The following is a 20,476-nucleotide window of genomic DNA, read 5'->3' as shown; positions in this document are numbered from 1 at the left end:
GGCACGACGATGTTTGATCCCGATCGACGTACGATTCCCGCACAGCCCCCCAAGGCTGGCTTCGCTGCCGGTCCGTCCAAGCTGGACGCCATCCGATCGGTCACCCTGTCGCTCGTTTACCTGCCTTTGGCGCGGCCGATCAGCGATGCCAAGGTTTTGACGGGCCGCCAGAAGCCGCTGACCCAGGTGGCTTTTCTGTTTTGCGAGATCGTCTCCGAGGCTGGCCATAGTGGGCTTGGCTTCAGTTACTCGAAGCGGGCAGGCGGACCTGCCCTTTATGCACATGCCTGCGAGCTTGCCGACAACCTGATCGGCGAAGACCCCAACGACACCGCACGCATTTGGGACAAGCTCTGCTGGGCCGGAGCCTCGGTCGGCCGCTCTGGCATCGCAACGCAGGCAATCGCCGCCATCGACATCTGCCTCTGGGACCTGAAGGCGAAACGCGCCGGCCTGCCGCTTGCAAAACTGCTTGGCGCCCATCGCGACAGTGTCGCCTGCTATAACACCTCCGGCGGCTTCCTGTCATCGAGCGTCGAGGAAATCCGCGATGCCATCGACCACTCGATCGCTTCCGGTATCGGCGGCATCAAGATCAAGGTCGGACAGCCGGACCCGATGATCGACCTTCGCCGGCTTGATGCGGTGACCAGCCATATCGATGGCCGTGTCCCGCTGATGGTCGATGCAAACCAGCAATGGGACCGCACGACGGCCTTGCGCTTCGGCCGGCTGGTCGAACCGCTCAACCTCGAATGGATCGAAGAGCCGCTCGATGCCTATGACGCCGAGGGCCATGCGGCACTGGCGCGGGAACTTGCCACGCCGATCGCCACCGGCGAAATGCTGGCAAGCGCCGACGAGCACATGGCGCTGATCCGGGCCGATGCGGTCGACTTCATTCAGCCGGATGCGCCGCGTGTCGGCGGCATCACGCCCTTTCTGCGCATCTGCACGCACGCCGAGGCGAAACGCATGCGCCTGGCCCCGCATTTCGCAATGGAAATCCATCTACACCTGGCGGCCGCCTATGCGCATGAGCCGTGGGTAGAGCATTTCGATTGGCTGGTGCCACTGTTTAACGAACAACTCGACATCAAGGACGGCCGGATGATCGTGCCGGCTCGTCCTGGACTCGGCTGCAGCCTGACAGGCAAGGCGCGTGACTGGACTGTGGAAACCCGCAGCTTCGGCGCCTGAATGAGAACGAGGAGGAGGAAGTATGAACCCCGCAACCCGTGAAAAACTGATGGGTGTCTCCGTTGCGACGCTCTGCTCGGCCCTGTTCAAGCGCGGCCTGAGAAACCAGACGATCCAGGATGTTCGGCCGGTCCAGCCGAAGGGCCGCAATATGGTCGGACCGGCCTTCACGCTGCGCTATATGCCGGCGCGCGAGGACCGCAACGCGATGAACGTCTTTCGGAACCCGAAACATCCGCAACGGCTTGCGATCGAGACTTGCCCGGACGGCGCTGTTTTGGTGATGGACAGCCGCAAGGATCCGCGCGCAGCGTCTGCCGGCGACATCCTGATTACCCGCCTGATGATGCGCGGCGGAGCCGGCGTCGTCACCGACGGCGGCTTCCGGGACGCCATGACGATCGGCGGCCTTGATATCCCCGCCTATCACCACCGTCCCTCCAGCCCGACGAACCTGACGCTGCACGAGGCGATCGACATCAATGTGCCGATAGGCTGTGGCGATGTTGCGGTCTTCCCGGGCGACATCATGGTTGGCGACGACGACAGCGTGATCGTCATCCCTGCCGAGATCGCCGACGAGATCGCCGATGAAGCAGTGGAGATGACCGCTTACGAGGATTTCGTGACAGAACGCGTCAAGCAAGGTCACACGATCATTGGCCTTTACCCGGCCACCGACGAAAGCAATCTGACGCTCTTTGCCGAATGGCGGAAGGTGAATGGCCGCTAAGGCAGCGCATCTTGAACAACGGAAATCAGGACGGAGCAAGGCTCCGCCGAGGAGAATAACAATGAACTGGACCCCTTTAGGCAGGCATTTCATCGCCGGCGAGTGGATTGCCGGAACGACGACATTTCGGTCCGAGCCGGCGCATGGGCAGGCACATGACTTCGCTGTCGGCACAACGGAACTGGTCGACCGCGCCTGCCGCGCCGCCGAAGCTGCTTTTGCAGCATTTGCGGCAACGACACGCGAGGAGCGCGCCATTTTCCTCGAGGCAATCGCCGAGGAGATCGACAAGCGCGGCGAGGCCGTCACCCTCATCGGAACGCAGGAAACCGGGCTCCCGGAGGGCCGGCTCAACGGCGAACGCGGTCGCACCACCGGCCAACTCAAACTGTTTGCCGACCATATCCGCAAGGGCGCGCATCTCGACGCGCGCATCGACGCGGCGCAACCCGACCGGCAACCGGCGCCGCGGCCCGAGATCCGTCTGGTGCAACGGCCGATCGGCCCCGTCGCCGTCTTCGGCGCTTCGAATTTTCCGCTGGCATTCTCGACGGCCGGCGGCGATACGGCAGCCGCGCTTGCGGCGGGCTGCCCGGTCGTGGTGAAGGGACATTCAGCCCATCCCGGCACAGGTGAGATCATTGCCGAGGCAATTGCAGCCGCTATCGAGCGCACCGGAATGCCGGCCGGCGTCTTCAGCCTGATCCAAGGGGGGCGCCGTGATGTCGGAACGGCGCTGGTGACGCATCCGGCCATCAAAGCCGTTGGCTTTACCGGCTCGCTTGCCGGCGGAAGGGCGCTCTTTGACCTTTGCGCCCAGCGCCCTGAGCCAATCCCATTTTTCGGGGAATTGGGCAGCGTTAATCCGATGTTCCTGCTGCCGGCCGCTACCGCTGCCCGGGCGGAGGCGATCGGTTCAGGCTGGGCCGGTTCCCTGACGCTTGGTGCCGGCCAGTTCTGCACCAAACCCGGTATCGCCGTCATCGTCGACGGGCCGGAGGCCGACAAGTTCACCAGTGCCGCCAAGGCGGCTCTTGAAAAGGTGGCGCCGCAGACGATGCTGACCAAAGGCATCGCCACGGCCTATCACGAAGGTGTCGAGCGCATGCGGACAAGCAATGCCGTCGCGCCGGTTCTCGCGGCACAGAGCGCCGGCCGCGAAGCAACGCCGAACCTGTTCGAGACCAACGGCTCGGCCTGGCTTGCCGATCACTCGCTCAGCGAAGAAGTATTCGGTCCTCTCGGCCTCGTCGTGCGCGTCGGCTCGCCTGAAAAAATGCTCACCCTTGCCGAAAGCTTTCAGGGACAGCTGACGGCAACGATCCATATGGACGACGCCGATCTGGGCTTTGCCCGCGACCTGCTGCCAATCCTCGAACGGAAGGCAGGCAGATTGCTGGTCAATGGCTTCCCAACCGGCGTAGAGGTTGTCGATTCCATGGTGCATGGCGGACCCTATCCGGCCTCGACCAACTTCGGTGCGACCAGCGTCGGGACCATGTCGATCCGCAGGTTTTTGCGCCCCGTCGCCTATCAGAATTTCCCCGCCGACCTGTTGCCGCAAGACCTGCGCAACTGAAACCGAGGAGTACCAAATTGATTGCCCCGACGGAACTTCGCGAGATCATTCGCAACGGCCTGCTGTCTTTTCCTGTCACGCCTTTCGATGCCGAGGACCGGTTTGCCGCCAAGCCGTTTTCAGCGCATCTGGAATGGCTGTCATCCTATCCCGTTGCCGGCCTGATCGTTGCCGGCGGCACCGGTGAGCTGTTCTCGCTGACGCCGGGCGAGGTGGTCGAGGTGGTAAAGGCCGCCCGCGCCGTATCCGGCGACGCGCCGGTTATTGCCGGATGCGGCTACGGCACGCGGATTGCCTGTGACATGGCGCGCGAGATCGAGGCGGCCGGTGGCGACGGCATTCTTCTGCTGCCGCATTACCTGACCGAGGCGCCGGCAGATGGCATTGCCGCGCGTGTACGGGCCGTTTGCAAGGCCACCAATATGGGCGTTATCGTTTATAATCGTGGCCAGGCGCGGGTTTCGGCCGAGCAGCTTGCTCAGCTTGCCGACGAATGCCCAAATCTGATCGGCTTCAAGGATGGAACCGGTGACATCGATACGGTGCGCCGTGTCACGATCGCGCTCGGCGACCGCCTTTCCTATATCGGCGGCATGCCGACACACGAACTGTTTGCCCAGGCCTATCGCGGAGCCGGCATGCCGACCTATTCCTCCGCGGTCTTCAATTTCGTGCCTGAAACGGCATTGAAATTCCACAAGGCATTCCTTGCCGGCGACGACGCGGCCTGTGAACAGATGCTGCGCGATTTCTACTATCCCTTTGCCCGCATTCGCGATCGCAAAGCCGGTTATGCGGTCTCCGCGGTCAAGGCAGGCGTGCGATTGCGCGGCTTTGAGGCTGGACCAGTGCGGGCGCCGCTGACGGATCTCACCGACGAGGAAGTCGAGATGATGCGCGAACTGATTGCTTCGGCCCAGTAAAAATGAAGGGTTCCAGACACGGTTGAGGGCTCCGTGCTTCGGAGCGCCTGGGTTGAAGGCCGTGGCTAACTAGTATATTAGTGCACTTGTGCTTTGTGGAACTATGAGGAGATAGATGCCGGAGCACCGGAAACGGGACGCAGATTCACTGTGAGGAGCGCCAAAGGCGCATGGGAGGAGAACGAAATGAAACTGCACTTGTTAGCTGCCTGCTTTTCAACATCGGTGCTCGCGCTGAGCTTCGGCTCGGCTCAGGCGCAGGATGCCAAGAGCAACGTCACTATTGTGCTTGCTGAAACCGTCGATGTCGTCGAGCCCTGTATGGCTGCCCGCCAGGACGTCGGCCGGGTCATTTCTGAAAACGTCAACGAGATGCTGGTGGAATTCGACTACGTCAATGGCGGCCTCAAGCCCCGCCTGGCGACGGAATGGTCGAAGATCGACGACGACACCTGGGAGTTCAAGCTGCGCCCGAATGTCAAATGGCACGATGGCAAGCCGTTCACCGCCAAAGATGTCCAGTTCACCATCGAGCGCAACAAGAACAAGAAGCTCAGCTGTGAGACCGGCGGCAAATATTTCGGCGGCACCGAGTTCAGCTTCGAAACCCCGGATGCCAACACGATCCGGATTACGACAAAACCGGCGCAACCGATTCTTCCGCTTCTGATGACCGTGATGGCCGTGGAATCGGCCGAGACGACGCCAGCCGACGAATTCACCCGCAAGCCGATTGGTACCGGCCCCTATACGTTCGACAAATGGGAAATCGGCCAGTCGATCGTGCTGAAACGCAACCCGGAATATTGGGGTGAAAAGCCGCAGGTGGAACAGGCGACCTATCTGTTCCGCTCCGATAGCGCCGTTGCTGCCGCCATGGTCGATGCCGGCGAAGCCGATATCGTTCCGGCCGTATCCGTGCAGGATGCCACCAACAAGGAAACGGATTTCGCCTATCCGAATTCGGAGACGACATCGCTGCGCATCGATACGCGCGCAGCACCCCTTAACGACCGGCGCATCCGTGAAGCGATGAACCTCGCTATTGATCGTCAGGCGATGCTCGGAACGCTGTTCCCCGAACAGGCGAAGATCGCGACACAGCTCGTCGTGCCGACCACGATCGGCTACAATGCCGATATCCCCGCCTGGCCCTACGATCCCGAAAAAGCAAAGGAACTGGTCGCAGCAGCGAAAGCGGACGGCGTCCCGGTCGATCAGGAGATCCGCATCATCGGTCGCAATGGGCAATATCCAAACGCCACCGAAGCGATGGAAGCGATGATGGCAATGCTTCAGGAAGTCGGCTTGAACGTAAAGCTCGACATGTATGATGTGTCCGTCTGGAACGGTTACTTCGTTGCACCCTTTGTCGCCGATTCCGGTCCGACGCTGACCCAGTCGCAGCACGACAATGCGACCGGCGACCCCGTCTTCACCGCATTCGTGAAATACGCGACCGACGGCTCGCACTCCATGGTTCGCGATCCCGCCGTCGACGCGCTGATCGCCAAGGCGACGTCTTCCACCGGCGACGAGCGCACAAAACTCTGGAAGGAGCTGTTCGCCAAGGTGAACACCGAAATCATCGCCGACATCCCGATGTTTCACATGGTCGGTTTCACCCGCGTCTCGCCGCGTCTCGACTTCAAGCCGACGATCGCGACGAATTCCGAACTGCAGCTGTCGCAGATCCGCTTCAAGTAAGCCGGTATGCCGCATTTAAGCACGGGCCGCCCGCAAATAGCGGCCCGTGCTTTCCATGACGTGAGCGAGAAATGCCTATGCCGCTGATTGACCGCATTGCCCTGACCCAATTCGCCGAGCAGATATTGACCCGCGCCGGCATGGAGCCCGACAAGGCCGAAACGACTGCCGCCGTCCTGGTGGAAGGAGACATGATCGGCCACGAAACCCATGGCGTCAGCCTTTTGAACTGGTATGTCGAGGCGTTGGAGGACGGCTCGCTGGCGAAGTCCGGCAGCTATGAGGTCGTCAATGACCGCGGCGCAGCCTTTGTTTGGGACGGCAAATCCTTGCCCGGCGCATGGCTGCTGACGAAGGCGATCGAGCAGGCCTGCGAACGGGTCGGCGATCATGGCGTTGTCACCGCCGCGATCCGCAACTGCCACCATACCTGCGCTCTTTCAGCCTTCATGCGGCAGGTCACCGACCGCGGTCTGATCGTGCAGCTGTCGGTCTCGCATCCCGCGGCGAGCCGTGTCGCGCCCTATGGCGGCACGAAGCCGCTTCTGACGCCAAACCCGATGGCGGCCGGATTCCCGACGTCCGAGGATCCGATCCTGATCGACGTCTCGGCCTCGATCACCACCACGACCATGACGCAAAACCTGGCGAAGGCCGGCAAGAAATTTCCTGAGGCCTGGGCTCTCACCGCCGCAGGCGAGCCGACCGATGAGCCGCGCGAAGTGACCGAACGGGGCGGGACAATGATGCCTCTCGGCGGCCAGTTGAAGGGTCACAAGGGTTTTGGGCTCGGGCTGATCGTCGAATTGCTGGGGCAGGGGCTTTCCGGCAAGGGACGGGCCAACACGCCGTCGGGTGTCTTTTCGCAAAGCGCTTTCCTTCAGGTCATCGATCCCGCCTTTTTTGCCGGGCTGGATGCCTTTACGGCGCAGTCTGACTTTCTCGCCTCTGCATGCCGCAGCAATCCTCCGGCGCCCTGGAACAATGGCCCCGTTCGCATGCCGGGCGACAGCGCCGCACGAAAGCGCCGCTCGGCGTTGGAAGAGGGTGTGCCGGTCGGCGATGCAGCTTGGCAGAAGCTTTGCAAGCATGCCGAGATCCTGGGCTTGCCTATTCCCGACGTCGCCGCGTGAGGAACACATCTCTGCTTCGAAATTTTTTTATCGGTCGCCGCAATGCCCGGTGTCGGTTGCAATCAGATCGGCCAGACCAATAGCAGGATTGGCACACTGACGACCACCACAATGAGCGAGAGCGGCAGACCCAATCGGGCGTAGTCACCAAATCGATATCCGCCCGGTCCCATCACGAGCGTGTTGCACTGGTGTCCGATGGGCGTGAGGAAGTCACAGCCGGCTCCAATTGCCACCGCCATCAGAAAAGCATCGGGTCTAAAGCCCAGCTTCTCGGCAAAGGTCGCGGCGATCGGGGCCATGACCAGAACCGTCGCTGCGTTGTTCAAAAACGGGGTTACGGCCATGGCCGCAATCAGGATGAGAGCCAAAGCACCGAAGGGCGGGAGCATTTCGGCGGTTCGCGAGAGGAGGTCCGCGATGATGTCGGTGGTTCCTGTGGTCCTGAGCGAGTCGCTGATCGGAATGAGAGCGGCCAGCATGATCAGAATGGGCGCATCGAGATGCTGATAAACTTCCCGCAAAGGAACGGATCCGGTGACCACCATCAGAAAAGCGGCGGCGAAAAACGCTGTCGCGACGGGAATGCCCCCGAAGGCTGTCGCCCCCATAGTTGCCATCAGGATAATGACGGGGATCAAGCCATTGCGGGCGTTGCCGAGCTTCATATTTCGTTCGACCAGCGGCAAACATCCCCATTCGCGTAGAAGATCCGGTAGTTTCTGCAAGTCGCCCTGCAAGACCACGACGTCGCCATTGCGGATCTTAATCTCGCCCAGGCGCTCGGTGAAGCGCCTGTCGCGGCGGCTGACGGCAAGAAGGTTGAGCCCGGTATTGTGGAAGAGAGAAACGTCTTTTGCGCTGACGCCGATCAATCGGGAATGTTCGCCAACGATAGCTTCAACAGAACTGATGTCTTGGCGTGTCTCAGGCTGGTGTTTACGGTCGGACAGTTGAAGCTTGGCTTCACTGACGATCTTGTCGAGGGCGCTCTGCTCCCCCTCGATAATAAGAAGGTCGCCATCCTTGAGCACCGTGTCGGGAAGGGGCGTTCGTCTTTGGCCGTTGCCACCGATAATCGCAGTCACCATCGCATCGCCGCCCGCTGGCTTCTGCAGCCAGCTGACGGACCGCCCGATCGCCGCTGATGGCGTGGTGACCTTGGCCTCGGTCGTATAGTTTTTGATCGCCACCGCCTCATCCATCGACGTTTCGACCCGTGATCTTTCAGGCAGCAGCTTGTAGAACAGCGCCAGAAAGACAACGCCGGCGACCGAGAGCGCCAGGCCGACAGGCGTATAGTCAAACATCATGAACGGCTGCCCGGTGATCTCCTCGCGCACCCGGGAAACGATGATGTTTGGCGACGTGCCGATCTGCGTCATAAGCCCTCCGAGCAGAGAGGCGAAAGACATCGGCATCAGGAACATCGACGGTGATACGCGTGATTTCCGGGCCATTTGCACAGCGACCGGGATCATAATCGCCAGCGCGCCAATGTTTTTGATGAAAGCCGACAGGGCTGCGACAATGGCAACCAGAATGATCAGCTGCATCCGTGGCCCGCGTCGTTCGGGAGAAAATCTGCGCAAGGCGACGTCCATGATCCCCGATCTGGATATCGCCGCACTAACGATGAGCGCGCTGCCAACGATGATAACAATGTCATCCGAAAAACCGGAAAAAGCATTCTTGGCAGGGACGATGCCGACAATGATTGCAGCGAGAAGGGAGCTCACGGCGACTATATCGTATCGATAACGACCCCACAGGAACGCGCCCATCATCAGCGCGATGATGAGAAGAGATAGCCATTGATCAGCGCGCATGTTTGCATCCCGGTGGTAGCAATTAACGTTTCAAGCAAGAGAATGATGCGGCGAGGCGGAGAAATTTTTTCTCGTCTATCCCAGCCGTTTTATCCGCTGACGGCTGGAGGAGCACCCTGATGGAACTTCGAGCGGCCAGCCGGCATTTCGCTGTCGGGGCTGTTTTCTGGAGCGACCATGGCCAGCGACAAACTATCGACCTATCGATCGAAGCGCGACTTTCAAAAAACGGCCGAGCCGAGCGGTGAAAAGCGCCTGGCGCGCAGCAACCGCCGTCGCTTCGTTATCCAGAAACATGATGCCACCCGGCTGCACTACGATCTGAGACTCGAGCTCGATGGCGTCTTCAAATCCTGGGCTGTGACGAAAGGCCCATCCCTCGACCCGCACGACAAGCGGCTGGCCGTCGAGGTGGAGGATCACCCGCTGGACTACGGTGACTTCGAAGGCACCATTCCGAAAGGCCAGTATGGCGGCGGCACGGTGATGCTGTGGGATCGGGGCTATTGGGAACCGGAAGGAAAGAAGAGCCCGGAGCAGGCGTTGGCAAAAGGCGATTTCAAGTTTACGCTGCAAGGCAAACGCCTGCACGGCAGCTTCGTGCTGGTGCGGATGCGCAACGATCGCGACCGTGGCAAGCGCACGAACTGGCTGCTGATCAAACACCACGACGAGTTTTCGGTCGAGGAGAATGGCGAAGCGATCCTCGAGGAAAACGACACCTCCGTTGCCTCCGGCCGAACCATGGAAATGATTGCCGCCGGCAAAGGACGAAAGCCCAAGCCTTTCATGGTCGAGGATGGCGACGTTCAGGCTGATGCCGTCTGGAACAGCAATCACGGACTGGCTGCCGACGAGCGAAAAGAGGACGCCGGAGGCGGTCGGAAATCAAACCCGGATTTCATCGCACCGCAGCTCTGCCAGACCCTGGAGCGCCCTCCGGCAGGCACCGGCTGGATTCACGAGATCAAGTTCGACGGTTACCGGATCCAGATGCGCGTGCTGGATGGTGAGGCGACGCTGAAGACCAGGAAAGGGCTCGACTGGACAGCAAAATATCCCGATATCGCCGAGGCGGCATCGACACTGCCCGATGCGATCATCGACGGCGAGATCTGCGCCCTCGACGGTAGTGGCGCTCCTGATTTCGCGGCCCTGCAGGCCGCCCTTTCGGAAGGCAAGACCAGCGAACTCGTCTATTTCGCCTTCGATCTACTCTATGAGGGAGGCGAGGATTTGCGATCTCTGCCGCTCGTTGCGCGCAAGGCGCGGCTTCAAAGCCTTCTGTCCGACGCTGGCAGCGATCCGCGCATCCGGTTCGTCGAGCATTTCGAGACTGGCGGCGATGCAGTTCTCCGGTCTGCATGCAAGCTCTCGCTGGAAGGCATCATCTCCAAACAAGCGGATGCACCCTATCAATCCGGCCGTACCGAAAGCTGGGCGAAGTCGAAATGCCGCGCCGGCCATGAGGTGGTAATCGGCGCCTACGCCAAGACCAACGGGAAATTCCGATCCCTGCTGGTCGGCGTCTATCGTGGCGACCACTTCGTCTATGTCGGCCGCGTCGGCACCGGATATGGCGCAAAGAAAGTGGAAACGCTGCTGCCGAAGTTGAAGGCGCTCGAGACGGCGAAATCGCCTTTCACCGGTGTCGGCGCACCGAAAAAGGAGGCCGAGGTCACCTGGCTGAAGCCCGAGCTCGTGGCGGAAATCGAATTCGCAGGATGGACCGCAGACGGCATTGTCCGGCAGGCGGCCTTCAAGGGACTGCGGGAAGACAAGCCGGCGAAAGAGGTCAAGGCTGAACGGCCGGCGAAGCCCGGGCAAACTGACGTGCCGCAGCCGGCGGTGCAGGCGAAGGCCGGACCCGTCCGCCGAAAAAGCGCCAAGGCCGAGGTCATGGGGGTGCTGATTTCAAACCCGGACAAGCCGCTATGGCCGGATGCGAATGACGGCGGACCCGTCACCAAGGAAGAGCTGGCCCGCTACTACGAAGCCGTCGGTTCCTGGCTGATCGAGCACATCAAGGGACGCCCATGTTCGGTCATCCGCGCACCGGACGGGATCGGCGGCGAGCAATTTTTCCAGCGCCATGCGATGCCCGGCACTTCGAACCTCCTCGAGTTGGTCAAGGTCTTCGGCGATAAAAAGCCCTATCTGCAAATCGACCGGGTCGAAGGCTTGGCCGCCGTCGCGCAGATCGGCGCGGTCGAGCTGCACCCCTGGAATTGCGAACCGCATCAGCCCGAGGTGCCCGGGCGTCTCGTCTTCGACCTTGATCCAGGTCCGGACGTGCCGTTCTCCGCTGTGGTTTCGGCGGCCCGCGAAATGCGGGACCGTCTCGACGCTCTGGGCCTGATCAGCTTTTGCAAGACGACTGGCGGCAAGGGCCTGCACGTCGTCACGCCACTCGCAAACAACAAGCGCAAGCCGCTTTCGTGGGCGGAAGCGAAGAGCTTCGCACACGACGTCTGCCAGCAGATGGCGCGCGACAATCCCGATCTCTATCTGATCAAAATGACAAAGAGCCTGAGGAACGGCCGGATCTTCCTCGACTATCTGCGCAACGACCGGATGGCGACGGCGGTGGCGCCCTTGTCACCGCGCGCCCGGCCGGGTGCCACCGTCTCGATGCCATTGACCTGGAACCAGGTCAAATCGGATCTGGACCCCAAGCGCTTCACCATCCGCACCGTTCCTGCGCTTCTGGCGAAATCGTCGGCCTGGGAAGACTATTGCGACGGTCAACGGCCACTGGAACAGGCGATCAAGCGGCTCGCCAAGGCGCGGGTCGCGGCTTGATTGAGGGGCTTACCGCGGACCGGGTTCGAGGTGATAGTTAGCCCGAACCGGAATTGCTTTTGGGAGTTCGCGCCCGGCGATCCACCGTGGCGACAGCCGGGCCAGGCGTCGGATTAATGCCGTGTGTTCAAGTTGGATCTGTTGCAGGCAACGACACTCGCCTGGCCACGATCGACAGTTTCCGTGGAGTAGTCGGAAAAGTCCATCGGTCGGAGGCTCTCGACGCTGATTGCTTTATCGCATCGTCGAGACGTCAGTCGCCTATCGGACCGCTGCCTGGTGGTACAGTTTCATCGCGTCTGACGCGGTTCCGCCATGCGTACCCTCCCTCGGAGGCAGGTTTACCGCCAATCGAACCACGGTGTCAGCAAGCCCGTCTTGCGCCGATAGGCTTCATATTCGGATGCCAGCGGTGATAGGGAGAACTTCCTCTCCTCATTGCGGGCTGCAATCACGTAGACAACCGTAAAAAATAAGACCGGCAGGATCGACCATATCGACCAAGATGCCAGCGCCCACCCCGACCAGAAGAGCAGGTAGGACGTGTAAAAAGGGTGCCGCAGGTAGCGATAGGGACCGCCGGTGACAAGACTATCTGGATGATCGAGGGTGAACACAAAGCGCAACCTGGCCTGTCGCGACGCCGACACCGCCCACCAGAACAAGCCCGCCGACCCGATTTCAAATCCCAGTCCTACTCCCTGTACCCATAGCATCTGCGTCCCGGACCAAACCAGGTACAGGAAAAACGCCGTCGTCGCGATGACGCCGACGGTGATCAGCTTTGCTCCGGCTTCCATCTTCGGCGAGTTGAAGTGGCCTCGCAACGACCACGCGTAGGACCCGACGATAGTCAGGCTGGTGATCGAAATAATGAAGTCCAGAAGAAATTGCATCTCGATGCCCGGCTTGAAAGGTTGGTTACAATTGCTGCTGCGACAGACCTAACCCGTATACAACGCCTAGGCAAATGATTGATGTATGATTCGCAACCGCACTGAAACGAGTCATGATTGCACGACCTGGTTTAGATCTGGTTTACGATGATCATGCACCTGCCGTAGATATTTTCGTGCAAGTCTTTGGCTGCGCTTTAGGGGTCGCAGCTTATGGACGTATTTCACTGTACAATCGACACCAGCCACGGCGCTGTGCGCATCAGTGACACTATCGATGGCGCTGCACCACTGGTTATGATACACGGTTCCGGCAGCTCACGGACGGTCTTTTCACGGCAACTACACAGCCATTTGTCCCGGAATTGGCGTCTGATTGCGCTCGATCTTCCGGGACATGGCGAATCGAGCGACGCTCGAGATCCGCAGTCAACTTATACCGTCACCGGTCTTGCCGACTGCATAAGAGAGGTGGCAGCCCGCCTGGGGCTTCATCGCTTTCCCGTGCTGGGATGGTCGCTTGGCGGTCACGTCGCGATTGAGATGGCGGGCCGCGGCAACGGCATTTCGGGCCTGATGTTGTGCGGCACGCCACCGGTCCCCGGCGGTCTCATCGGAATGCTGCGGGGATTCCATCCATCATTTGATATTCTTCTGGCATCAAAAGAGAACTTTACATCGCGTGATGTGGAGCGGTTTCAGTCTCTTTGCTTTGGAGACACGAGCAACCCCTCTTTTCGTGACGCCATAGCGCGCGCAGACGGGAGACTACGGAGCGTTTTTTCTCGCGCAATGTTGCGGGGGCAGGGGGTGGATCAGCGCCGCACCGTCGAACAGGCTGATATACCCATTGCTTTTGTGAATGGATTTCATGACCCCTTTGTCAAACTCAGCTATTTTTCGGGCCTGAACATCCACTTGCTCTTCGAAGGCAAAGCGCATGTAATGGAAGGTGCTGGTCACGCGCCCTTCTGGGAAAAGCCAGAGAGCTTCAACTCGATGCTCGACCGGTTCCTGAACACAGTCGCCGCTCATGAAGCCAATATCGATATGAAAAATCATCACTTTCTTTCGAACAGATCAGTGTTCTAAGAGCGATCCGCGGAGCTGCGGTCTCCTGTGCTTACAGTTTCCGAAACATGTCGCGGGAAGATCGACGAGTGGCTCGAAAGACGACATAGGATCTTTCAGGGCAGGCAATCGGATCGGAATGCGAGGGATGTGGCTCGCCATTCGCCTCGGCCACGAGCTCGTACTGCAAACGACGTAGTTTCCATCGGTCGCAAAACAATATTTGACGTCTAAGTTCATTGTGCGACGGTCATGATCGGGCAACCGTCATTGCCTTTCCCGCAGACCGATCCCGCCCTATCATTCAGAGGCGCCTGCATGAAATCCAGGGAGATGGGAGAGCGATGCGGAATTGTCTAGGCCTGCTAGCTGCAGGAGTCTCTCTCCTCCAGCCATGCTCCTTCGCCAACGCACAGGCACCGAATGCCCTGGAGAGGGCCATCGGAGATGCGCAGCCATGCAGGTCGTTGAAGACCAAGGTATCGAGCTTCGGTATCAGTGTGGAGGTAGGCGTCGACAAGCTCGATTCGGTGAAGATCGAAAACCTGCAATTGTCGGTCAATGGCAACACCGCGGAGGCGAGCGCCCGCGGCACGCTAGCTTGCAAGACCTCGGACGAAGCGCTGGTAGAAGGAGGGTTTTCAGCGACCGCTGAGGTTCGGCTGAAGGTCGACCTTACGACCTGCAAGATGACCGAGACCTCCATCGAGATCGTGAAGACCGGTGGCCGGTTCGGCGACATCGTCAAAGAACTGGAAACCGAAATCACCGGCGCCCTTCGACGAAGTCTAACGAAGAACTTGGTCAAGCTTTGCCAGAAGTGATCAGTGGATCGACACCGTTAGACAGGAAGGGATCGAAGACTGCGTTGCAGAGGTTTCGCCGCCTCAGCGGAGCAACCCATCGCGACTGAACTCCTCCCAGCCGAGAGGTTTCGAACGTGACGCATCGTCGTGGTCGGCATCAGGTTTCGAAGGGTTCTTGGCCTTGGTCTTCAGCGAACGCGTCAACTTCGCTTTCAAGGCTGCCCGTCGTCGTTTCTCGGCCGTCGCTTCAGCATCCTCTTCGCGCCAGACTGTCACCAGGTCTCGGTCGAGGATGTCCTCCACCACGCGCGGGTCGAATACGTGGAAGGTAATTTTCCTCGCCCGCCCACGCAGCTTCACCGTGCGGGTTCCTACACTGGGCAAGCGCCCGTCGCTGAGCCAGCGATGTCTCTCGGTAGTAGAGATCGTCAGGATATCCTGGATTTCACGGGGGATCACAGGCAGGTTTTCGATGTCTTCGAGCGCGTTGGAAACGACCGACGAAGCAGCACGGAACGCACTTTTAGCCGTTTCAGCCATCGCCAATGTCAAAGCACCCGCCTCGATTTCGAGCGACTTTCTCACCGCCAAAGGCAGACGTGCGCGAATTTCCAGCAGAATCCCCTTCGCGCGAACGGATGATCCGAGCGTGGCTGCGGTCGATAGGGGCCACTCCTTGATCAGCTCCGCATCGTCGGTGGTTTTGGGTTTTGCCATGTACGAGTAGATGGGCCTTCCGCTCTGCAGCGTCAACGACTACGTCAGGACGGAAGGCATCATGTGATTACGCTCAGTCGCGGTACTCGGGCATCTGTTCGATGCTCGTCCTTGGTCCAGCTCGTAACGGCATGAACGTCACCGTCTTCATCGCGCATGAACTCAAGATCCGAGACCGGACTGCAACCAGGCGTCGCGCCGATACCCAGAAATCCTCCGACGTCGCTGACCGCGGAGCCGCCGGCGCCCGCGCCATGGATATGATCGACCTTGCCGACCTTGTAATCGTTGGCTCCATAGATGGTGGCACCTTCGAGGACGGCAGAGGTAAGTTCTGAAGTCGTCAAGCGTACGCGGTTGGTGTGTTCCATGATCGTTTCCTCCTTTGTGGAGGAGGGGTCAGTCCGTCCGGCGCTGTGATCAGCTGGTTTTCTCGGCGTGCTGATATTGCCATTCACAAAACTGCTCCAAATAACGGTTGGGTAGATCGCGCGCCGTCATGCGTTGACAATCCTCTTTTGCTCAGGTCTACTGGTCCACTTACCGGACCAGTAGACCTGAGCGCGAGGAGGGGAAAGCAATGGACGTTCGAGCGATGCTCGAAGACGAGGTTGCAGCGCTCGGTGGAGCGCCGAAGAAGTCGATGAAAGACTTCGTCGTCCAGAAGATTGCGACCTTCATTGCCACCGGTATTCTCAAGGTGGGCGATCCGCTGCCAAGCGAACGTGAACTCGCCTCCGCACTCTCGGTCAGCCGCGAGACCGTCCGTGGGGCGATCCTTATCCTTTCCACCCATGGGATTCTCTCGGTTGTGCACGGAACGCGCACGGTAGTGTCATCAGAGGACGTCGGCGAGTTGGCCGTCCAGGCTGCGCGGTATCGCGACATTGCGGCCTACAGTCTTGACCATGTTCACGAGGCGCGGCTGCTGATCGAAGCACAGGTCGTCAGGGCTGCCGCGCTCAAGATGGAGCCTTCAACTCTTGATTATCTCCGCAAGTCGATCGCAGCGCAGGAGGCCGCCTGTGACGATCCTGTTCGTTTTTTGATATGTGACCGGGAATTTCACACCGTTATCTATCGTTCCAGCGGCAACGCGGTGCTGGCTGATATGGCCGCCGACCTCTATTCCTATCTTCTGAGCCACAGAAGGCGCGTCGTATCGCAGCCCGGGAGCATCGCCACCAGCATCGCCGATCACCGGATGATCCTCGCCGGTTTGGAGACGCGGGACCCGGACGCCGCGGCCGCGGCCTTCGCAATCCACGAAACCCGTATTTATACGACGACCAAGTTACTCTTCTCGTAGTTCGCAGGGAGGCGAAACACGATGCATATTCTCATTATCGGGGCGGGAGGAATGATCGGCCGGAAGCTCGCCGCCACACTGGGGCGCAGCGGTTCCCTCGGCGATCACGCAATCACGCGCATGACGCTCGCGGATGTCGCGGCTCCGCCGGTGCCGGCCGGCGCCTCCGTGCCGGTCGAAGCACTGGCTGCCGATATTTCCGAAAGCGCCGCAGCGGAAGCCCTGGCGGCTCGCCGGGCCGACGTTATCTTCCATCTCGCCGCGATCGTTTCCGGCGAAGCCGAGCGCAATTTCGAACTCGGCTACCGGGTCAATCTCGACGGCACGCGATCGCTGTTGGAAGCGATCCGCCGGGAAGGAAGCCGCCAGGCCTATGTTCCCCGCTTCGTATTCTCCTCATCGATCGCGGTCTATGGCTCGCCGTTTCCCGATCCCATTCCCGACGATTACGTGCTGGCGCCTCTGACCAGCTACGGAGTCCAGAAGGCGATATCCGAGCTTCTACTTGCCGACTATTCGCGGCGCGGCTTTATCGACGGCGTCGGAATTCGGTTGCCGACGATCGTGATCCGGCCGGGTGCGCCGAACGCCGCCGCATCGGGCTTCTTTTCCGGAATCCTGCGTGAACCGCTCGCAGGCCAGCGGGCTGTTCTTCCGGTCGAAGAAACGGTCAAGCACTGGCTGGCAAGCCCGCGATCCGCCATCAAGTTCCTGATCCATGCTGCGACGCTCGACACGGCGGCGCTGGGTGTTCGGCGCACGCTCACCATGCCAGGCGTCGCCGCCACCGTTGCCGACCAGATTGCCGCCTTGCGCCGTGCTGCCGGTCCCGAGGCGGCGGACTTGATCGATCGTCGCCGCGACGAGGTCATTGAAGGGATCGTCGCCGGATGGCCGAAGTCCTTTACGCCCGAACGCGCCACGCAACTGGGTTTTTCCGCCGAAACCACGGTGGACGAGCTGATCGAGGTCTATCTCGCCGAAGACGCTCCGGGTGCGTCCGGATGAGATTGAGGTGGGCTAAAATCGCCCGATAGGAGGAGATGACCGCCATGGAACACCCGCATATGCGAGGTTGCAGCGGCAGAAGGACTTGAGAAGATAAGGCCGCCGGCAAGATATACGAAAATACGAAGACATAGCATGTAGCGCTCGATTTCTGGGAGGAGTGGGTATGGCAGGCGTTCAATTCGCGGATGTGCGGAAATCATTCGGGTCATTTCCGGTGATCAAAGGCGTGGATATCGACATTGCCGACGGGGAGTTCGTGATCCTGGTCGGCCCGTCGGGTTGTGGAAAGTCCACTCTTCTGCGGATGCTGGCGGGACTTGAGAATATTTCCGGCGGTGAGATCAAGATCGGCGGGCGCGTGGTCAACACGCTGCCGCCCAAGGACCGCGACATCGCCATGGTGTTCCAGAACTATGCGCTCTATCCGCATATGACGGTGGAGCAGAACATGGGTTTCTCGCTGATGCTGAACAAGGCGCCGAAGGCGGAAGCCGAGAAGCGGGTGAAATATGCCGCCGGCATCCTCGGTCTCGACAAATTGCTCGACCGTTATCCGCGCCAGCTTTCCGGCGGCCAGCGCCAGCGTGTCGCCATGGGGCGGGCGATCGTCCGTGATCCGGAAGTCTTCCTGTTCGACGAACCGCTCTCCAACCTCGATGCGAAGCTGCGCGTCGCCATGCGCGCCGAAATCAAGGAACTCCACCAGCGGCTGAAAACGACGACGGTCTACGTCACCCATGACCAGATCGAGGCCATGACCATGGCCGACAAGATCGTCGTCATGCATGACGGCGTCGTCGAGCAGATCGGCACGCCGCTCGAGCTTTACGACAAGCCGGCCAATCTCTTCGTTGGCGGGTTCATCGGCTCGCCGGCGATGAACATGATCAAGGGCAGGCTCGACCCCGAAAACCCTAAAAGTTTCAAGGCGCCGGATGGCACGACGCTCCCGGTTTCCAATCCGCCTGCCGACGCCCTGGGCCGCGACCTCGTCTATGGGCTGCGCCCGGAATACATCCTGCTCGATGCCGATGGCCTGCCCGGTGAAATCGTGGTGATCGAGCCGACTGGCTACGAGACGCATCTTATCCTCAGGCTCGGCGGCAGCGATCTCAGCTGCGTCTTCCGCGAACGCGTCAGCGCGCGGCCGGGCGAGACCCTGCGCGTTGCGATCGACGCCGCGCATGTTCATCTCTTCGATGCCGAGAGCGGCCGGAGACTGACCGACTGATGCCGTCCAGCGGCTGCGCGGGGCGGAGGAGCCCCCGTCGCCCGCAGGCCGGCAGCACCCCGTTTCAGGGATGCAAGGACCGTCGTTCACCAAGCGGGAGGTGAATGGTGGGGAGTTCGCACCCGCTTTTTTTGAAGAGGAGGAATATCATGAGGTTTAAGAGACGTGACTTTCTTGCCGCCTCGGCTGCCGTTGCCGGCGCCGCCGGCCTCGGCATCCGGCCGACCTTCGCGCAGGCCGAACCGACCTATACGCCGGAAAGCGGCGCCAGCCTGCGGCTGCTGCGCTGGACACCTTTCGTCAAGGGCGACGAGGAGGCCTGGATTGCTAACACCAAGAAGTTCACCGAAGCGACCGGCGTCGAGGTGCGCATCGACAAGGAAAGCTGGGAAGATATCCGCCCGAAGGCTGCCGTCGCGGCCAATGTCGGCTCCGGCCCGGACCTCATCATGTGCTGGTTCGACGACGCTCATCAGTATCCCGACAAGCTGGTCGACCTGACCGAGCTCGCCAACTATCTCGGCAACAAATACGGCGGCTGGTATGACGGCGTGAAGGGTTATGCCGCGCGCGGCGACACCTTCATCGCCATGCCGCTGGCGGCAATCGGCAATGCGGTGGTCTATCGCGACACTCACGTGAAGGCTGCCGGCTTCAGCGAGTTCCCGAAAGACACGGCAGGCTTCCTCGAGCTTTGCAAGGCGATGAAAGCCAAGGGCACGCCGGCCGGCTTCCCGCACGGCAAGGCCGTCGGCGACGGCAACAACTACGCCCATTGGCTGCTTTGGAGCCACGGCGGCAAGATGGTCGACGAAGGCGGCAAGGTGACGATCAACAGCCCGGAAACGCTGGCGTCGATCAACTATGCCAAGGAGCTCTATGCGACCTTCATTCCGGGCACGGAAAGCTGGCAGGACGTCAACAACAACCGCGCCTTCCTCGCCGGCCAGGTGTCGCTGATCGCCAACGGCGTCTCGGTCTATTACACGGCCAAGAACGACCCGAAGCTCGCCGAGATCGCCAAGGACATCCGCACGACGAATTTCCCCGTCGGCCCGGTTGGCCAGAGCGTCGAGCTTTTCCAGACGAGCTCACTGCTTCTCTTCAAGCATACGAAGTATCCGGAAGCGGCGAAGGCCTACATCAAATTCATGATGGAAGCCGACCAGATGAATGCCTGGATCCAGGGCTCCAGCGCCTATTGCTGCCAGCCGCTCAAGGCTTTCGCCCAGAACCCGATCTGGACATCCGATCCGATCCACGCGCCTTATGCACGTGCCTCGGAAAAGTTGCGTCCGAACGGCTATGCCGGCCCACTCGGTTATGCCTCGGCAGCGACCATGGCCGATTACGTTCTGGTCGACATGTATGCGGCCGCCGTCACCGGCCAAATGTCGCCCGAGGATGCGATGAAGGAAGCTGAACGGCGGGCAAACCGCTACTATCGCGTCTGAGCCGCGCGTCAAAACAAGCGGCATGCCGGCTTCGGCATGCCGCAAAGTCCTCTGGGAGTTCAAGTGCAATCTGGG

General features: G+C 60.5%; 16 protein-coding genes and 1 pseudogene. 13 read left to right on the top strand and 4 right to left on the bottom strand.

Features of this window, described 5'->3' with window-relative positions; all coding sequences use genetic code 11:
* Nucleotides 1-9: 9 nt before the first annotated feature.
* The 6 genes from RlegSU303_RS25290 to RlegSU303_RS25265 all read left to right on the top strand — a co-directional run bounded on the left by RlegSU303_RS25290 (nucleotide 10) and on the right by RlegSU303_RS25265 (nucleotide 7,275).
* Entirely contained in the window at nucleotides 10-1,200 is a 1,191-nt protein-coding gene (locus tag RlegSU303_RS25290; RefSeq protein ID WP_017956480.1) for an L-talarate/galactarate dehydratase, read from the top strand.
* Nucleotides 1,201-1,222: 22 nt separating this feature from the next.
* The gene (locus RlegSU303_RS25285; protein ID WP_017956481.1) at nucleotides 1,223-1,933 is read left to right on the top strand and encodes a ribonuclease activity regulator RraA; all 711 of its coding nucleotides are present in this window, start codon (nucleotides 1,223-1,225) and stop codon (nucleotides 1,931-1,933) included.
* 61 nt (nucleotides 1,934-1,994) lie between these two features.
* Nucleotides 1,995-3,512 (top strand): aldehyde dehydrogenase (NADP(+)), encoded by a 1,518-nt coding sequence (locus tag RlegSU303_RS25280; protein ID WP_131718440.1) that lies wholly within the window; start codon nucleotides 1,995-1,997, stop codon nucleotides 3,510-3,512.
* Nucleotides 3,513-3,529: 17 nt separating this feature from the next.
* Nucleotides 3,530-4,435 carry a 5-dehydro-4-deoxyglucarate dehydratase gene (locus RlegSU303_RS25275; RefSeq protein ID WP_017996187.1) on the top strand — a complete coding sequence of 302 codons (906 nt, stop codon included), beginning with the start codon at nucleotides 3,530-3,532 and terminating at the stop codon, nucleotides 4,433-4,435.
* Between the two features lie 186 nt (nucleotides 4,436-4,621).
* The gene (locus RlegSU303_RS25270) at nucleotides 4,622-6,142 is read left to right on the top strand and encodes an ABC transporter substrate-binding protein (RefSeq protein ID WP_131718441.1); all 1,521 of its coding nucleotides are present in this window, start codon (nucleotides 4,622-4,624) and stop codon (nucleotides 6,140-6,142) included.
* Nucleotides 6,143-6,213: 71 nt separating this feature from the next.
* Nucleotides 6,214-7,275, top strand: a complete 1,062-nt coding sequence (locus RlegSU303_RS25265; protein ID WP_131718442.1) for an Ldh family oxidoreductase — start codon at nucleotides 6,214-6,216, stop codon at nucleotides 7,273-7,275.
* A 62-nt stretch (nucleotides 7,276-7,337) separates the two neighbouring features.
* On the opposite strand, the gene RlegSU303_RS25260 is transcribed toward RlegSU303_RS25265, so the two are convergent.
* Nucleotides 7,338-9,104, bottom strand: a complete 1,767-nt coding sequence (locus tag RlegSU303_RS25260) for an SLC13 family permease (protein WP_131620692.1) — start codon at nucleotides 9,102-9,104, stop codon at nucleotides 7,338-7,340.
* 177 nt (nucleotides 9,105-9,281) lie between these two features.
* Here RlegSU303_RS25260 and ligD point away from each other — a divergent pair, with 177 nt between their 5' ends.
* Nucleotides 9,282-11,906 carry a DNA ligase D gene (gene ligD, locus RlegSU303_RS25255; RefSeq protein ID WP_131718443.1) on the top strand — a complete coding sequence of 875 codons (2,625 nt, stop codon included), beginning with the start codon at nucleotides 9,282-9,284 and terminating at the stop codon, nucleotides 11,904-11,906.
* Between the two features lie 341 nt (nucleotides 11,907-12,247).
* Here ligD and RlegSU303_RS25250 read toward each other — a convergent pair whose 3' ends face one another.
* Entirely contained in the window at nucleotides 12,248-12,802 is a 555-nt protein-coding gene (locus tag RlegSU303_RS25250; RefSeq protein ID WP_131718444.1) for a methyltransferase family protein, read from the bottom strand.
* A 213-nt stretch (nucleotides 12,803-13,015) separates the two neighbouring features.
* Between RlegSU303_RS25250 and RlegSU303_RS25245 the strand changes: the two genes are divergently transcribed.
* A complete protein-coding gene (locus tag RlegSU303_RS25245; RefSeq protein WP_131718445.1) occupies nucleotides 13,016-13,894 on the top strand; it encodes an alpha/beta fold hydrolase in 879 nt (292 codons plus the stop codon).
* A gap of 323 nt (nucleotides 13,895-14,217) precedes the next feature.
* The gene (locus RlegSU303_RS25240; RefSeq protein WP_331275231.1) at nucleotides 14,218-14,697 is read left to right on the top strand and encodes a hypothetical protein; all 480 of its coding nucleotides are present in this window, start codon (nucleotides 14,218-14,220) and stop codon (nucleotides 14,695-14,697) included.
* A 63-nt stretch (nucleotides 14,698-14,760) separates the two neighbouring features.
* Here the strand turns inward: RlegSU303_RS25240 and RlegSU303_RS25235 are convergent, their stop codons facing one another.
* Nucleotides 14,761-15,396 (bottom strand): hypothetical protein, encoded by a 636-nt coding sequence (locus RlegSU303_RS25235; RefSeq protein WP_131718481.1) that lies wholly within the window; start codon nucleotides 15,394-15,396, stop codon nucleotides 14,761-14,763.
* Between the two features lie 73 nt (nucleotides 15,397-15,469).
* A pseudogene (locus RlegSU303_RS25230) lies at nucleotides 15,470-15,767 on the bottom strand (PRC-barrel domain containing protein).
* Between the two features lie 209 nt (nucleotides 15,768-15,976).
* On the opposite strand from RlegSU303_RS25230, the gene RlegSU303_RS25225 reads away from it, so the two are divergent.
* From RlegSU303_RS25225 to RlegSU303_RS25210, 4 genes are all read left to right on the top strand, one after another.
* Nucleotides 15,977-16,705, top strand: a complete 729-nt coding sequence (locus RlegSU303_RS25225) for a FadR/GntR family transcriptional regulator (protein WP_131718447.1) — start codon at nucleotides 15,977-15,979, stop codon at nucleotides 16,703-16,705.
* A gap of 21 nt (nucleotides 16,706-16,726) precedes the next feature.
* Entirely contained in the window at nucleotides 16,727-17,713 is a 987-nt protein-coding gene (gene denD, locus RlegSU303_RS25220; RefSeq protein WP_131718448.1) for a D-erythronate dehydrogenase, read from the top strand.
* Nucleotides 17,714-17,879: 166 nt separating this feature from the next.
* A complete protein-coding gene (locus RlegSU303_RS25215; RefSeq protein ID WP_017956495.1) occupies nucleotides 17,880-18,947 on the top strand; it encodes an ABC transporter ATP-binding protein in 1,068 nt (355 codons plus the stop codon).
* Between the two features lie 149 nt (nucleotides 18,948-19,096).
* The gene (locus RlegSU303_RS25210) at nucleotides 19,097-20,401 is read left to right on the top strand and encodes an ABC transporter substrate-binding protein (protein WP_003550788.1); all 1,305 of its coding nucleotides are present in this window, start codon (nucleotides 19,097-19,099) and stop codon (nucleotides 20,399-20,401) included.
* Nucleotides 20,402-20,476 lie beyond the last annotated feature (75 nt).

It is taken from the genome of Rhizobium sp. SU303, assembly GCF_021052345.1.
Taxonomy (GTDB): domain Bacteria; phylum Pseudomonadota; class Alphaproteobacteria; order Rhizobiales; family Rhizobiaceae; genus Rhizobium; species Rhizobium laguerreae.
The sequence above is the reverse complement of the archived record's forward strand: the minus strand, read 5'-3'. Positions and strand labels throughout refer to the sequence as shown.